This is a genomic window from Leptospira soteropolitanensis (assembly GCF_026151655.1).
GTDB classification, from domain to species: domain Bacteria; phylum Spirochaetota; class Leptospiria; order Leptospirales; family Leptospiraceae; genus Leptospira_A; species Leptospira_A soteropolitanensis.
The window spans coordinates 1-16,583 of the sequence record NZ_JAMQPN010000014.1 but is presented as its reverse complement, the minus strand read 5'-3'; the positions used below and the strand labels follow the sequence as shown (position 1 = coordinate 16,583).

The 16,583-nt window shown below is 35.2% G+C and carries 11 protein-coding genes and 1 pseudogene; 6 read left to right on the top strand and 6 right to left on the bottom strand.

Going from position 1 to position 16,583, the window contains the following annotated elements; translation table 11 throughout:
- Positions 1-112: 112 nt before the first annotated feature.
- Complete coding sequence (locus ND811_RS18450; RefSeq protein ID WP_265353443.1) at positions 113-2,089, top strand: AMP-binding protein; 1,977 nt, start codon at positions 113-115, stop codon at positions 2,087-2,089.
- A gap of 69 nt (positions 2,090-2,158) precedes the next feature.
- Positions 2,159-3,604 (top strand): RecQ family ATP-dependent DNA helicase, encoded by a 1,446-nt coding sequence (locus ND811_RS18445; protein ID WP_265353444.1) that lies wholly within the window; start codon positions 2,159-2,161, stop codon positions 3,602-3,604.
- A gap of 292 nt (positions 3,605-3,896) precedes the next feature.
- Here the strand turns inward: ND811_RS18445 and ND811_RS18440 are convergent, their stop codons facing one another.
- Entirely contained in the window at positions 3,897-4,958 is a 1,062-nt protein-coding gene (locus ND811_RS18440; RefSeq protein WP_265353445.1) for an IS481 family transposase, read from the bottom strand.
- Between the two features lie 110 nt (positions 4,959-5,068).
- On the opposite strand from ND811_RS18440, the pseudogene ND811_RS18435 reads away from it, so the two are divergent.
- A pseudogene (locus ND811_RS18435) lies at positions 5,069-5,878 on the top strand (DUF5777 family beta-barrel protein); the annotation flags it as partial.
- Between the two features lie 78 nt (positions 5,879-5,956).
- Here the strand turns inward: ND811_RS18435 and ND811_RS18430 are convergent.
- The 3 genes from ND811_RS18430 to ND811_RS18420 form a co-directional block, all read right to left on the bottom strand.
- A complete protein-coding gene (locus ND811_RS18430; protein ID WP_265353446.1) occupies positions 5,957-6,973 on the bottom strand; it encodes a hypothetical protein in 1,017 nt (338 codons plus the stop codon).
- A gap of 208 nt (positions 6,974-7,181) precedes the next feature.
- The gene (locus tag ND811_RS18425; protein WP_265353447.1) at positions 7,182-7,949 is read right to left on the bottom strand and encodes a response regulator transcription factor; all 768 of its coding nucleotides are present in this window, start codon (positions 7,947-7,949) and stop codon (positions 7,182-7,184) included.
- A 1-nt stretch (position 7,950) separates the two neighbouring features.
- Positions 7,951-9,849, bottom strand: coding sequence for a 7TM diverse intracellular signaling domain-containing protein (locus ND811_RS18420; RefSeq protein WP_265368980.1), 1,899 nt, complete (start codon positions 9,847-9,849; stop codon positions 7,951-7,953).
- Positions 9,850-9,981: 132 nt separating this feature from the next.
- On the opposite strand from ND811_RS18420, the gene ND811_RS18415 reads away from it, so the two are divergent.
- The 3 genes from ND811_RS18415 to ND811_RS18405 all read left to right on the top strand — a co-directional run bounded on the left by ND811_RS18415 (position 9,982) and on the right by ND811_RS18405 (position 14,526).
- Positions 9,982-11,433 carry a lactonase family protein gene (locus tag ND811_RS18415; RefSeq protein ID WP_265353449.1) on the top strand — a complete coding sequence of 484 codons (1,452 nt, stop codon included), beginning with the start codon at positions 9,982-9,984 and terminating at the stop codon, positions 11,431-11,433.
- A gap of 248 nt (positions 11,434-11,681) precedes the next feature.
- A complete protein-coding gene (locus ND811_RS18410) occupies positions 11,682-13,121 on the top strand; it encodes a lactonase family protein (RefSeq protein WP_265353450.1) in 1,440 nt (479 codons plus the stop codon).
- 136 nt (positions 13,122-13,257) lie between these two features.
- The gene (locus ND811_RS18405; RefSeq protein WP_265353451.1) at positions 13,258-14,526 is read left to right on the top strand and encodes a hypothetical protein; all 1,269 of its coding nucleotides are present in this window, start codon (positions 13,258-13,260) and stop codon (positions 14,524-14,526) included.
- A 451-nt stretch (positions 14,527-14,977) separates the two neighbouring features.
- Here the strand turns inward: ND811_RS18405 and ND811_RS18400 are convergent, their stop codons facing one another.
- A complete protein-coding gene (locus ND811_RS18400) occupies positions 14,978-15,454 on the bottom strand; it encodes a hypothetical protein (RefSeq protein ID WP_265353452.1) in 477 nt (158 codons plus the stop codon).
- 390 nt (positions 15,455-15,844) lie between these two features.
- Positions 15,845-16,583: AraC family transcriptional regulator (locus ND811_RS18395; RefSeq protein WP_265365548.1), on the bottom strand; the 739-nt coding region annotated here is incomplete at its 5' end.

The following is a 16,583-nucleotide window of genomic DNA, read 5'->3' as shown; positions in this document are numbered from 1 at the left end:
TGATAAAATAAAATAATGTCAAGGCTTTTGGATTTATTCTAAAATTAAATTTTCGGAAAAGGAGACTTGATAAATTCAATTATTAATGTATGAAGGATTGCGCATATACGGTATGTCTCCTTTTTCATTTCGTAAACGTCTTTGCCTAATATTTGATTTTTTAGTTGGGATTTTGCAAGAATTTACATCTTATGAAAAGTTAGGAAGTAATCGAATGGATCAATCGGTTTATAGTGAAGACACAGGCAAGTTCTGGATGTCCCAAATTAATCGTATCCCTTGGCAAAAGAAGCCGACAACAGTATACGGATCTGGTGAAGATGGACTAAACCATTGGTTCCCCGATGGGATATTAAATACTTCTTATTTGGCCATAGACCACCATATAGAATCCGGAAAAGGCGAAGACATTGCTATTCTTTACGATTCGCCCGTTACAAAAACTAAAATAAAATTATCTTATTTTCAGCTTTTAGAATCAGTAGAAAAAATGGCTTTCGTTTTAGATTCCTTGGGAGTTAGGAAAGGAGATACTGTTGTTATTTATATGCCAATGATCCCAGAGGCATTGATTTCTATGTTGGCTTGTGCTCGTATTGGAGCAGTACATTCTGTTGTATTTGGTGGCTTTGCACCTCACGAACTAGCTGTTAGATTAGATGATTGTCGACCTAAACTCGTAATAACTTCTTCTTATGGTGTTGAGGTTTCAAAAATTATTCCTTATAAACCATTGTTAGATGAAGCGATGCATCTTTCGAATCATAAACCAGATTTTGTAATTCTGAAGTCGCGGCCAAATTTAGAAGTAATTATGCATACTGGACGTGATTTTGATTGGGATGAACTTATGGAAACGGCGGGCAAAAAAAAATCGGTTCCTGTTTCCGCTTCGGACCCTCTTTATATTCTTTATACATCCGGTACAACAGGGAAACCTAAGGGAGTGGTTCGGGACAATGGTGGTCATGCAATTGCTATGCACTATTCTATGGAAACCATTTACGATATGAAACCTGGTGAAGTTTTTTTTGCTGCTTCTGATGTAGGTTGGGTTGTTGGACATTCCTACATAGTTTATGCTCCCTTAATCTATGGTTGTACTACTGTTTTGTATGAAGGAAAACCTGTACGCACACCTGATGCAGGTGCTTTTTATAGAATTATTGAAGAATACAAAGTTAAAACATTGTTTTGTGCTCCGACTGCTTTTCGTGCGATACGAAAGGAAGATCCAGAAGGAAAGGAGATATCGAAATATAATATATCCTCTCTTAAATATTTATTTTTAGCTGGAGAAAGAACGGATCCTGTTACTTATGATTGGGCATGTGAACTTCTAAAAGTTCCGGTAGTAGATCACTGGTGGCAAACAGAAACTGGATGGGCGATAGCTGCTAATATGATGGGTTCAAATCCATTGCCAGCAAAAGCTGGTTCTGCGACAAAGCCTGTAACCGGTTTTGATGTTCGAATTCTTGATGAAGAAGGTCATGAAGTAAAGCAAGGTGAAAAAGGAAATATTGTAATTAAACTTCCATTACCACCAGGATGTTTGCCTACACTCTGGAAGGATCATTCAAATTATGAATCTTCCTATTTGTCTCATTATCCTGGCTTCTATCTAACGGGTGACGGTGGATATTTTGATGAAGATGGATATTTATTCATCTTAGGTCGTATTGATGATGTGATCAATGTTGCTGGGCATAGGTTATCTACCGGCGAAATGGAAGAGATCGTTGCTGAAAATCCGGCGATAGCAGAATCAGCAGTTATTGGAATCGCGGATGAGCTCAAAGGCCAAGTACCATTGGCGATTGTAGTTTGTAAAGACGGAGTGATTTTGGATCAAAAAGCCATTGAGTCAGATATAACTCACCGAATTCGAGAAAAGATTGGCGCGATCGCTTCTTTGAAAACCGTTGTCTTTGTTAAAAGACTACCAAAAACAAGGTCAGGGAAAATCCTTCGTAAAACGATGAGGAAAATGATTGATGGAGAAACTTATGTCATACCATCAACAATTGACGATCCTACTATTTTGGAAGAAGTAATGGATGCGGTTCATTTAAAAATTCAAAGATAAAGCATTGGCCGATCTTTAGAAGCTACCTCTCGAAATTCTTATGTTTGTAGCTTGTGGTTGGTATTATCTTTGGATTTAGATCTTATTAAAAATACATTCGGAATTTCCACTTTTCGTGGAAAGCAAGAGATGATAATCAAACATATCCTTAACGGTGAGGATGCATTGGTGTTAATGCCTACGGGTATGGGTAAATCTCTGTGTTATCAGGTTCCTGCTTTATTGATGCAAGGAATTTGTATTGTGATTTCACCTTTGATTGCATTAATGAAAGACCAAGTGGCCACCTTACAAAAAAAAGGTGTCTCCGCTGATTTTATCAACTCAAGTTTGTCGAAGTCGGAACGATTAGAAAGATATAGTAAATTGAATTCAGGAAAATATAAAATATTATATGTTTCTCCAGAACGGTTTCAGAAAAAAGAATTTTTAGACGCCTTGCATACGCAATCAGTTTCTCTTTTGGCGATCGATGAAGCGCATTGCATTAGCCAATGGGGCCATGATTTTCGGCCTGATTATACAAAAATATCTTGGTTTCGTGAAATATTGGGAAATCCGACAACGATTGCTTTAACTGCAACAGCTTCTCAGCGTGTCCAAGAAGATATTATTCATCAATTGGGTGTTGCGAAAGAAAAAATAAAAATATTCGACGATGGTTTGTTTCGTCCAAACTTAAGATTGTCTGTTGTTGATTGTTTTGATACAGAGGCAAAATACCAGACCATTTTTTCCGAATTAAAAATAACAAATGGTGCCTCGATCATTTACTTTAGTTTGATTCAAGAATTAGAAAAATTTAGTCAATGGTTAGATACGAAGCACAAAAAACATCTTGTTTACCACGGTAAACTTCCTTCTGACCAAAGAAATAAAGTACAAACTAAGTTTCTTGGAATGGAGGATGGAATCCTTCTTGCAACAAATGCATTTGGAATGGGCATCGATAAACCAAACATCAGAAATATTTATCATGCACAAATTCCTGGAAGTATAGAGTCTTATTACCAAGAAATTGGTCGTGCAGGAAGAGATGGTAAACCATCAGATTGTAAACTTTTTTACTGCGAAGATGACCTTGCTGTCCAAATGGATTTTATTGATTGGCAAAATCCGGATAGATCGTATTTGAAAAAATTATACGACATCCTTCTATCAAAACAAAGTGAATTGTCTGGATTAGATTATGGAACTTTACAATCTTATATGACCTTTAAGGATAAAGGTGATCATAGAATTCAAACAGCACTTAATTTATTGGAAAATAAAGGATTATTGTCAGGAGATTTGGAAAGAGGATCATTGCAAATAGAAGCTCCTTGGTTAGATTCTATTTTTTCTGAACAGGAGTTGATGGAAAAGAAAAAAGATTCTCAAAAGAGATTATACCAAACTCTGTTATATACCAAAACAAACGATTGTAGGCGTAAGTTCATACATGAATATTTTGATTCAACGTTTAGTGAATGCGGAAATTGTGATTTGTGTTTGATACATCCAGTTTTGAAATAACTTACTATTCTAATTTCCCCTCATTTTACCTTTCAAAAGAATTTCGTTGTTTTTTTGAGTAGATATCGTCAGATACCTTGAGAGAGTTCCTTCCCGAAGTGTTTATGGTTACAAGGTTAGCAATTTATTTGGTTTTGACTTCTTTGGCGTTCATTGAAAGTCGTTTCTAAAGCTAAGAAAATTGCGGAGAGTAATGTTTTATACTGTTGGGTAGGCTATTGGGTGATGAAGCAGAAAGTATACTTAAATATTGGTGAAGTGTACAGATACAGTATTCGCCTTACACAATCCTCTAACTTAGTTTAAAATATTGATCTTCTACTTTTTTTAGTTCTCGGATGCCATCAAGGAAAACTTGATAGGGAGTTCTCCCATTCATATTCCTGCCTTGGTGGGATCTTTCGTTGTTATAGAACTTGAGATAAACCTGGAAATCTTTTTCCATTTCATCGACTGTTTCATAAAAATTGGTTCTACCAGCGATTCTAAAGTGTTCGTCGAGCAAAGTTCTATGAAGTCTTTCCACATATCCGTTGCTTTGTGGTCTTCTGACTTTAGTAGTCCGATGTTCGATTTCTTCTAGCTGAAGGAATAGTTCAAATGGATGTTGATCTTCTCTCCCGCAGTATTCTCGACCGTTGTCCGTTAGAATTGTTTTGATAGGTATGTTGTGGTCTTCGAAGAAAGGAAGAACTTCATTGTTTAAAGTCTGAACAGCCGTGATTGGCATTTTCGATGTATGAAGAGTTCCCCACGCATACCTTGAATGACAATCGATAACTGTCTGCAGGTAGACTCTTCCTATTCCTTTTAATGTTCCCACCATAAATGTATCCATAGCGACCAAATCCCCAGTAAAATCAGCCTGAATGTGCCTATCTCGGTATTCAGGATTGAATTTCTCTAATAACTTTATTTGATTTTCATTCAATTCTATAGGATGTTCTTTTAGATGTTGATCGAGTCTTAAAAGTCTTTGGTGTTTCGTAAGAAGTTTAGTCCTCGTCCAGACTCCTCTCACTCCGCCTGAACTTACACTGTGTCCTTTTAAATTCAATTGTTGGGCTACACGAATGGAACCATGAGTTGGATTGATGAGGCTATAATCCAAAATCACTTTTTCGAGTTCTTCCGACAATCGGTTTGGATGAGGGTTGGTCGCTCCAGAAACTCTGTCGATTAAACCTTCAGAACCAAATGTTTGGTAGTTCCTTCTGATCTCATAAAACTGTTGTCTGGAGTAGCCCATGATCTTACAGGCTTTACTTACATTGCTTAATTCATTTGCTAATTCTAACAAATTTAGCTTTCTTCTCGCTGCTTTGGTGCTTACGTTGGTATTGGTGGTGGTCATACGTCTTCCCTCCTAGGAATGACTTTGTGGTAAAAATCATTTTTCTAATTAGAGGATGTGTGACCACTGCTTCTTTACGAAACTGTCAGGTGAATACTATACTAGCACACAATACGCAACTTTCTTTGGATTATGGAATCACTGATCGAATCACAATTGGCCTATCAAGAACCTCATTTCAAAAAACATATGAAACGAGATCAAAGGTTCGTTTGTTGACCCAAGATACCGATTTTCCTTTGACGATTAGTTTTTTTGGTGCCTTTGGTCAGGAAACTTCCAAACAAGAACAATTTTTTGGTCCCTACCTTCGGCCTTCGACAGGGATTCCCACTTTGGATTCCAATCTTGAAAAACGATTAAACACTTATGAGTTGAGTTTAACAGATCGACAGAGCACTCTTTCTTCTATATTGATTTCTAGAAGATTCAATGATTTTCTTTCGATTCAGGTATCTCCTATGTTTGTTCACAGAAATTACGTAAAAGAACATCTTTCCAATGATCGAACCGGTTTAGATGTATCTTTTCGTCTTCATCTCTTTAAGAGAGTGGACTTTACGTTTGCTGCAATCTTTACTCCCAAAAGAGATTACATTGGAGAATCATATGAAAGTGAAGATCGAAAAACAAAGATTGGTGGTGTGGAATATTCCGTATCAGAAGTGAATGATTTGATCGCAAGAGGAAAGGCTGTAGATGCTTTTGTAAACAACGTAATTCTTTCAAAACCTGTCGAATATACTTCTGTACCATTCAGTACTGGAATAGATTTTGAAACGGGTGGGCATGTCTTTCAGTTTTTTGTGACCAACAGTCGTTCCCTTGCTCACACCCAACTCCTGCGTGGTGCTGATTACAACTACGATAAAAAAGAATGGACAATCGGTTTTAACATTCACCGGTATTTTTCTTTGTAAAACGATTCCAAGTCGACATCGGAAAAAACACCATTGGAGATTTACTTCGATAGGTTCTAATTCCGATGATCTAATTGGTTATTCTAATCTAGCACGATCCGTAAAAAGAGTAGTATTTAAATTTCCGTTTTCGTCTTCTATCCAAATAATACTTTGCAATGCAACACAGGTATATTCATTCATTTGAGGACTAAGCGTTGATGAAACAGAAACAAATCCTTCGGGTAATGGAAGACCATTCCCTGGATCCCAAAGGTATTCAAACGCATCAAAACCTAACATTGCTCCTGTTGTATGTGCATATCCTTCGATAGTTATATTAGCAAAAGTGATACCATCTCCATGTTTGTATTTTGTTTTAAAATTCCATTGTCCAGCTACATTCGTAATTTCGATACAATGTCCGTTACAATCTCCAAGGGTGGTAGGAGCAAGTGGAGCACCTACGCAATCCCGATTGTGACTAAAATTGATTTCTTTCGAAGAGGAACCAAATTCATTCCTTGCTACAAGAATTAGTTTTTGTTTTTGATTGGAACGATGGATAAAACTAAACCAAACAGTTCCTCCCTGATTTGGATTGGCAGGAGTAAAGGTTTTAAAATTTGTTGCATTCACAACGGTTCCATCAGGCTCCAATCTCAAATTTCGTTTTCCGATATAGGCAGTAATCGTTGTTTGGTCATGGACTGGTAGTTGGAAACTAATGTTATTAATTAAAATTTTACCATAAATTCCATATTGGTCTTCAGCTTGTGGTGCATTGTTCACTTGTGTTTGAGGGTCATTCAGGATCGGAGCATTCAGAGGTTGGCCAGGATTGGCAGGTGGACCCACAACGGGTGGGATCGGAGGTAACAATCCTCCCTCTGACTGACCATTGTCAGAGTTTGATGAGATTTGATTTCCAGATGCCAAACCCAATAAACCAAGGGTATTGGGTTTGTCTGATTTTGTTTCTTCCTTTGCACAATTGAGAAACAATAACGAAAGAAAAAGAATAAAGTAGAAAAATGTTGAATACAAAATCTCTGCTAAGCTTTTATTTTTTTGAAGGGGGAATGAACGGCTAACCAGATCTTTTGCCTTAAACATGAGTGAGTCTCCTGAACAACATGATAGAATTCGATTCATCATCGAATCTTAATGATTCTAATCTGTTTTGGATATTCTGTCTTCCTGGGACGGGAATCAGGAGAGGTATTTCAATTTTTTTAATAATTGAAATACCATATAATTTTAAAAAGCAGGTTATGTTGTAAGAAAATAACCTACATCAAAGGTTTTGTAAGTTTAGCTCTTGTTATAAGGTTTCTGATATAGACGTTTTTTGTCTGAATTCAGATGCAGTAATTTTTAGTTCTTTTTTGAATGCTTCGTAAAAACTGGAAAGTGATTTGTAACCCACTTCAAAACCAATTTCACTCACATTTTTCTCTGGATATTTGAGTAAAAGATCTTTCGCCTCTTTGATCCGATAACTGTGGAGAAAAGAGTTAAAAGTTGTTTGTTTTTTACCATTTAAAAATTCAGATAGTTGCCTCGGGTGTAACTCCAGTTCTTCGGCGAGAACTTCGAGAGATAAATCTTCATTCAGATAAATTTTTTCAATTTCCATTAAATGAGAAAGTCGATTTTCAACTCTTTCCAAATCCACTTGCAACAAACGGGACTTTGCATATTTTTGTTGGTCGCTTCCTCTTTGGTAGGTGCTTGCAAAAAGAGAATGTCTTTCTAGTGCCAAACGCAATCGATCTTCTGAAATGGGTTTTGGGATAAAGTCGATGACACCATATTCAAAAGCTCTAATTGCGTTGTCAGTATTGGCCGAGACTACAATGGTATTTGTAAAAAGAGTAGGGATCCTTTCCAAAATATCAAAGCCGTCGAAACCAAAGATATTGAGATCTAAAAATAGAAGATTGATTGGCGATCGTTTTAATTCTTGGTCTGCTTCATCAATGGAAGTCACATGTTTGATTTCAATGGCAGAAGATTCTAGTATGATTTGCAATAATTTGGTTAAATATTTTGCGTGAACGGATTCGTCTTCTAATATCAATATTTTCATTTTAGTGAATCTGAATTTGGATGAGAACTCGATATCCTTTTTTAGACTTTCCATGTTGTAACGACCACTTGCCCGAATAGGATTCCTCCAATCGGAGCCGAACATATTCTAAACCAGTTCCAGATCCACTCTTTGAAGCTTCTGGTTCATTGGACTTACAGTGGTTATACACAATAAAACAATAGACGGAAAAAAATTTCTCTTCTTTTTTGATGTTTTTTTTAAGGATAATAAAGCTCAATTTCGCCTTGATTGAATCTTCATGAGTAAATGCATTTTCAATGAGTGTGTGGAAAATAAGAGGAGGAAATTCTTCTTTTGGATCGATTCCGAAAGTTCTAAACCGATATTCTTTTTCTGTACGTAATTTCATGACACCAATATGGTACTTGCATAATTTGATTTCTTCACCAATGGGAATCAATTGTTTGGAAGCAACTTTTAAGATAATACGGAGCTCTCCCACAAGAGAATCTAATATTTCGGCAGATTTTTCTGCACTTTCGGATACCCAATAGCGAATTGCCGACAGTGAATTCATTAGAAAATGAGGTTGGATCGTTTTTTTATACAACTCCAATTCCATTCGTTTTGAAAGGATATTGGCTCGATATATATTTTCTTTTAATGAAACAGTTTGTTCCAATTCAAGTTTTTGTTTTTCAACTGTCGTATATAGCTTCGAATATTTTTTTGATAAGAAAAATGATTGAGAGAAAAATAAAACAAATGTTCCAAGCGGACCATAAACCTCGGTTTTAATGATGTTTTTTTCAAATAGGATATCATTTAAGGCAGTGATAAATAAAAAAAGGAACCCCAATAAAAAACCGGCTGCATTTTCTCTTTTGTTGATAACGGCCTTTGATAAAATCCAGATTACGTAAATACAACAAAATAACATCATGATTTCGGCTGGAAATAAAGTTTCTTCAATCCACGTTGATTCGGAAAATAAAACAAATAAAGAGAATGAGAAAAATATAAACTGAAATATATAGTTCGGTTTATTCCCGATTTCGTTTGGGAAAACTTTGCCAATAAAACTTAAGAAAAATGGAAAAGTTAAATAAACTGAAAGAAAAAAAATCTTAATCAACCATCTCCATTCAAAATCGGGGAATAATATGAGTAAAAAAAATTCTCCACTCGTGAATTTATAAACCATACTTACAAATGAATATAATGAAAAATACAGTAGGCTTTGGTCATTTTTTTTTAATAGGTAAAGCATAAAATGGTAGAGAGAGATTACAAATAAACTTGCAATTAAAAAAATATCCAAGGCCAAACGAACTTGTTTTTTCCTTATCATTGATTCTTGAGTCCCAAATTCTATACTTTGTCTAAAACCAGCGTTTAATGATTTATAATTTGCAACCTGAAGAATAATTTCTATTTCCTCAGTAGTAGGTGTAAAAAAAACAATTTTGGGTAACCAATACTCCCTAGTTTCTATTTCAGAGGATCCGACTGTCCCATTTTCAGAAATTAGAACATCATTTAAATACATTCGATAGGTGGTGAATGCATGCGGGATATAAAACGAAAATTGACCATGGATAAATGATTTTGGTAAGGTTAGGTGGAGATGGAATGTACTGTAGGATTGTGGTGAATAAACTTTGCCTTCCCGTTTGATTTCATTCCAAAATCCGGGGAGAATTAAAGTATCCTTTTCTAATGTTAATTCGTTTTTTTTTATTTCTTCTGCATTCAGAAGTTTTTGATAATAAAAATCCCATTCACCATCTAATTTAATGAAAGTATGGTTTTGAAAAATGCCTTCAGTTATGAGCATCTTTCCCGCTTTCGCTTTAGGTAAACTGTTGTCAGTTGCGTTACTTTGGCATGAAATAAGAAGAAAAATCACAAAAAGTTTTATTGTGTGGTCAATCACTCTACGGGAAATCCTTGGTTTGAGATAGAAAAATTTCAATCGTGATTGAATTAAGAAATTTAACAAATCGAAAACACTCCTGATTCCCGTCCCCGGAAGACAGGCTTCATCTTTTGATCTAAACTGTTAATTATGTTTATCTTTGTTAAGAAACAATCCAATATTGTAAATATATTATTTAGTTTCTTTTTTATACTTTCTACTTTACGATGTGCACCGACCAAATTTAACGGAGCTTGTGATCCAGAAAGTGAGAACTTTCTGTTTTCCGCATTATTAGAGTTTGGCTCGACGGATGGGTCTTTTTTATGCCCTTTATTTTCAGGTTTAAATCCTCTTCGATTGGATTATGGAACAGATTTCCTTGTGATTAAACAAGGTGAACCTATCGGAAACTTAAAACCGTTTGTATCTGAACCAATTGATCATTGTGAATCAACTCCTCCTTTACCTCCTGGAATCATTTTGAATGATATAAATTGTGAGATTTCGGGTACTTCTACTGTGGGATTGAATGCAACTAAATATTTGATCACAGCAAAAAATCAAAATAAACAAATCTCAACTTCTTTGGTGATTAAATCGTTGTTTGTACCAAAATTTGTTTTTGTTGCGAATCTTGGGTCAAATCTGATCTTTTCATATACGATTGATACAACTACTGGAGTCCTTAATACAACAGGTTTTGTTGCTGCAGGAGGGGGACCTGAATCAATGGCGATCAGTCCCAATCAAAAATATCTAACAATCGCTAATCGAAATACAAACAACATCAGTCATTTTTCAATCAACCAAACGAATGGGAATTTGAATTTGATTGGGGATGTTTCAAGTGGAGGTAATACTCCTATTTCGGTAAATTACCATCCTACGAAAGACTTAATTTATATACGAAATTCAGATAACATTTCAATTTTTTCCGTAAATCCTACTACCGGAAATTTAGGTTTGATCAATACAGTTCCTACACCATATGCTAGTTCAAATATTCTAGTAGATCATTTCGGAAATTTTCTATACGAAACTTTTTATAATGGGAATTTGATAGGGGCTTATCGAATTGATTTGGTTACAGGACTTCTTAGTCCAAACCCGATCCAGACTATCCCTACTGATATCCGTCCCAAAAAAATGGCATTTCATGCAAATGGAAAAACATTATACGTGTCTTATGACACTAGTAGTCATATCTCTACCTTTCAAATTGATACTAATACTGGTTATATGAGCTCTGTTTTTCCTCAAACTTCATCCACAGGAGTTGTTTCTGGGACCATCACTACAGATCCCATCGGACGGTTTTTATATATGACAAACAGAGATACGAATACTATTTCTATGTATGCAACGAGCCCCTTGACCGGTGAGTTAGTTCCTCTGTCTCCAAACACGATCGCTACAGGAACTGAACCTTTGGGAATCACAGTGGATCCTTCTGGGAATTTTTTGTATAATACAAATATCGCAGCTGGTACGGCTGGGATATTTTTAATCAATCAATCGAATGGAATTTTAACTCCTAACGGAAACGTAGGAACCAGTACAAGTCCAGCTGTGATTTTAACCGCAGGGACCAATCCATAATGTAAACTTACATATCGGTTCGACAAACTTCCGTCAGTTGTAGTACATAAGAATCTATTTCGAGATATCTTTTAATTTTTCGTATTGTATGTGGCTGATTGTGCTATGCGGAAATGCCTTACTTTGGGTTTATAACGGATCTCTGGTATAGACTACGTTCAATCGGGACCTTCCGACTCCTGATTCCCGTCCCCGGACGACAAAACCTTATCATTGTATTAAAATGTTTCTCTGAGGTAGTCTCTGTAGTGAAGAATCAATTCATTCTTGTCTATTTATTATTTAGTTTTTTAATCTTATTTTTAAATCTCCAATGTGTGCCGGCAAAATTAAATGGAACTTGTGATCCAGAAACGCCAAGTTTTGCAATGTCTGCATTACTAGAAATCGGATTTGATGATGGACAGTATTTGTGTCCTCTGTTTGGCGGTCTTAGCAATCTTCGATTAAATTATAGTTCTGACTATATTATCGTACGTCAAAATGAGACACTTATTCCCATTGTGCCATTTTCTTCTGAACCAATTGTACATTGCGAATCTACGCCAAGTTTGCCGATAGGACTGAATCTCGATGAATCGAATTGTGTGATTTCCGGAACGCCTATATATGGAATGAATTCAACTAAATATTCTATTACTGCGAATAGCAGAACCAAACAAACTACTGTTCCCATAATCATCAAATCGTTGTTTATCCCTAAATTTGCTTATGTGGTCAATACAACGTCGGGACTTGTGAATTCCTATTCAGTTAATGCAAGTTCAGGATTGTTAAATGCTTCTGGGTTTGTTGCTGCTGGCGGAGGACCGGAATCTATGGGCATTAGTCCCAGCCAAAAATATTTAACTGTAGCCAATAGAAGCTCTAATGATATCACTCAATTCACTATCAATCAAACTAACGGTAGTTTAACAAGTTTGGGCAATATTCCGAGTGGTGGAAATTCTCCATTAGCAATGACGTATCATCCTCATAAAGATCTAGTATATATTCGAAATTCAGATAATGTCAGCACCTTTGTTGTCAACCAAGCAACAGGTACTTTAGCAATAGTTAATACAATGCCTGCAAGCCCTGGCGCTTCTAGCATTGCCGTTGATCCTTTTGGAAATTATTTATATGTTCCAAGATATAACGAAAAGTTGGTGGATGTCTTTAAGGTTGATTCAACTACCGGAATACCAAATCCTAATATAATCCAAACGATTGGAACTGGCACCAATCCACGAAATCTAGAGATATTGGCCAATGGGAAAAATCTTTACATTGTGAATGATGTGGATAATAATATCTCATCTTACCGTATTAATCCTGACAATGGAATGTTAGAAACATTAGGTTCAGCAACGATAGCGATCGGTGTAAATGCAAGGTCTATTTCCGCAGATCCTACGGGCAGATACATCTACATGACATATCAAGGTTCAGAATCGATCTCCATATACAAAGTTGATCCAAGTAAAGGATATTTGTCTCAGGGAATAGCTTATCCGGTCAATCAAGGCAATGGGCCAACAGGTATTTCAATTGATTCTTCTGGAAAATATTTATATGTAACGAATTTTGTTACAAGTAATGTCGATATGTTTTCGATCAATCTTAATGATGGAAGTTTAACACACAATGGAAATGTAGGAACGAGTACTTTACCAATTTCGATAGTTACAGCTGGTTCAAATCCTTAGATTTTAAAAATGATCTTTTAATGTTATTTTTAATAAAAACACTAAATGTGAGATTTTAATAAGTGATGTTGGTTTTCTAATTATTTGGAAAATATGTTTCGAGTTTTTTAATGTTTATAAAAGGAATTGATTATTAATGGGGATTGGTATTTATATAACATCGGAATTACCAACAGTTGGAATTTTTAAGAGAAAAATTTCAAAAGATAAATTGTTTAGTCAAGTTGCAGGAGAATTTAAAGAATTAATTCCTGAGCAATCATGGAGAAAATTGGTTACTTCTAAGTACAAAGATGACCGAATGTATTTACAACTTTACCCTATTGGAGAACCAATTGAATTTACTATCGCAAATAATGTATTAACTTGTAGTGCCAATACAAATATTCAGGGTCCAGGATATCATGCATTTGTGGTTGAGTCATTGGATTTAATAGGTAATTCTTTGAGTTTAAAATGGAATTGGGTAGGGGAAGAAGGTTTTGGAGATGAAACTAGTTATTATGAAACTAGAAACTTTGAAACTCTCAAGTTGGAAATGCTCCATTGGCTTAAGGAGGTTGCAAAAGTATTAATCGAAAATGTGTCCGATGGAAATAGAATGATATCTATGCCGTTAGGTTATTCTGTATTGGGAGATTATTTTGCTTTAAATTCGCTTGGATATTGGGATAAAAGTTGGTTTATTGAGGTAAATGAAAGCGATGTAAATAAATTAGAACGTAAAGGGGAACAATTTTTTCCTTGGTGGGATCAAAAATTGGAAACCGTTTTTTATTTAAATACGGGGCTTGCTGTCTCATGGGTTGAATTGCCTTGGCATAGTTTTCATACGGAACACGAATATTTGTTATACAAATTTGTTCAATTTTGTTTTGAAAGAGCGGGGAATTCAGAACTTAGAGAACTTGTTCCTCTAAATGAAAAAGAATTAATAGATTCTTATTTAAATGAAAAAGTGCCTAGTCTGGCACCTCAACCTACGGGTATTGGATTCAAAAAGAGAAGTATGCAAAGGTCAATGACTGGATTTTGGACCTCTGATATTCCTGGCTATTTTTATGAAGACTATGAGAATGATGGTAAAACATATGTTTATTGGTTTCAAGATAAAATAATTAGAGGCTCGTCTTTTAAAGTCGAGGGAAATAATGGAATACCCATTTCAGCTGAAAATCTATTGCTGGAAACACCAAAAAATTTAGATATATTTAGATATTCTAATAATCAACTTTTTGGTTGGGCGACAATAGAAATTATCAATGAAGATGGTAAGGAGTTTTGTTTTCTAACAGGTAATATGGCGACGACTAATAATCTATGTCATATTACAATCAGTTTTGATAATGAAATTGATAAAGAGTGGGCAATTAAAGTTTGGGAGTCAACAAAATTCCATAATTAAAACTCAATCTCTAAAAATTACTTCTTTAGAATACTTCCTAAATATTATATTTTGCAAATTTGATTTTATTGTCTAATCCTCCCTTTTAACATTACAAGAGGTGTATTTAACTAAAAAATGTAAGTATTGTATTCATTTCCAATTCAATGTAATTTAGATTTTTATTCCAATCTAATTAAACTATGAAAGAATTTAGTGCTAAAGGTTCCATTTTCATCCTACATACTAATATTACTTTGCAATAGGACACAAACACTATCTTTACCTTCCTGATTTAGACCTGTTGCAATAGACGTAACCCCTTGCTGTAGTGGGGATGCGCAGAGTCATCCAATATATAACAAAAGTTATTTGAAAAAAGAAGATGTCCTGCTGCTTTCGGAGATGGTCCAGTAAAATCAACTCCAATGTAAGTGAGTTCGCCATGTTTGAATTTTGATTTAAATCCCATTTAGTCGACTAAGTTTGTGATTTCAAAACAATGTTGATTGCAGTCTCTAATGGTAATTGGTACAAGGGGAGCGCGGATGCAGTTTCTGTTGTGGGAAAAGTCAATTTCTTTCGAGGATACACCGAATTCATTTCGCGCAACAAGAATTAGTTTCTGTTTTTTGTCGGAAGGAAACTTAAAATTAAACCAAAATGCACCTCCATTGGGATTCGCAGGAGTTAGTGTTTTGAAATTTGTGGCATTCACCACAGCTCCATCTTGTTCCAGTTTCATATCGCGTTTACCAATATAAGCAGTAATGGTTGTTTGATTATCGACTGGTAATTGAAAACTAATATGATCAATTAAAATATGGCCATGAAATCCACTCGGATCTTCTGATACAGGAGAATTGCTTACATGGGTTTGTGGATGATTTAAAATTGGAGCGTTCAGAGGTTGTCCTGGAGGAGCAGGTGCACCGATCACTGGCGGCATAGGGGGTAGTACGTCACCTGGATTACTATTTTCTAAATTTATGGATGTCCCATTTTCTTCTGGTAAACCTAATAATCCGATTGTATGTGATTGGACTGATTTTTTTTTCTTCTCTTGAGCAGCTGACGAATATTAGAGAAATCAATATAGTAAAATAAAATGTTACTATATTGATTTATTTTTTATTAATTTACTCTTTTCTGCGAAAAACAAACAGTTCAATGAATCTTTTGCTCTATACATCTAAGTCTCCTAAGCCAAATGGAAAAATTATATTAAGAATCTATTAGATTCTAATCTGTTTTGCTTTTTCTGTCGTCCTAGGACGGGAATCAAGAGTGAAATTTGTGTTTTTTGATCAATAGATCTTTATTTAGTAGTATATCCGAATTATACATTAATATAATTCTTTGGTTCAGCGATGTTTGAGCTTATAGTGGATATAAAATTCTTTTGCCGATACTCTGATGCAGTGATTTTGAGCTCTTTTTTGAAAGCATCATAAAAATTGGAAAGAGATTTATACCCAACCTCAAACCCAATATCGCTGATTTTTTTCTCTGGATATCTTTCTAAGAGGTATTTGGCTTCTTTGATTCTGTAGTTGTGTAAAAAAGAAGTAAAGGTTTTATGTTTTTTCTCGTTCAAAAATTCGGATAGCTGTCTAGGGTGTAAATCAAGTTCTTCTGCCAAAGATTTAAGAGAAAGGTTTTCGTTTTGGTAAACTTTTTTTACTTCCATTAGATCTGTTAAGCGAACATCGAGTTTATGGATATCAACTTTAGATAAACGAGTTTTAATACGGATTGGACTAGTATTTAGTTTTCCTTTCCTATTTGATCGGATGAAGAACCTTTGTAATGATAAGCGTAACCTTTCCTCTGAGATTGGTTTTGTGAGATAGTCTAAAACCCCATATTCAAAAGCACGAATCGCAAGGTCATTATATGCAGAAACTATAATTGTATTGGATCGTTCATTCGGGAATTTTTCCAAAAAATGGAAACCGTCAGCACCAAACAAACTTAAATCTAGAATAAATAAATCTATCCTTAATTGTTTATGATACCGATAAGCAAGCTCAAAGGATGTAGCATGCATTATTTCAATAATCGAGGAACCTAAAATT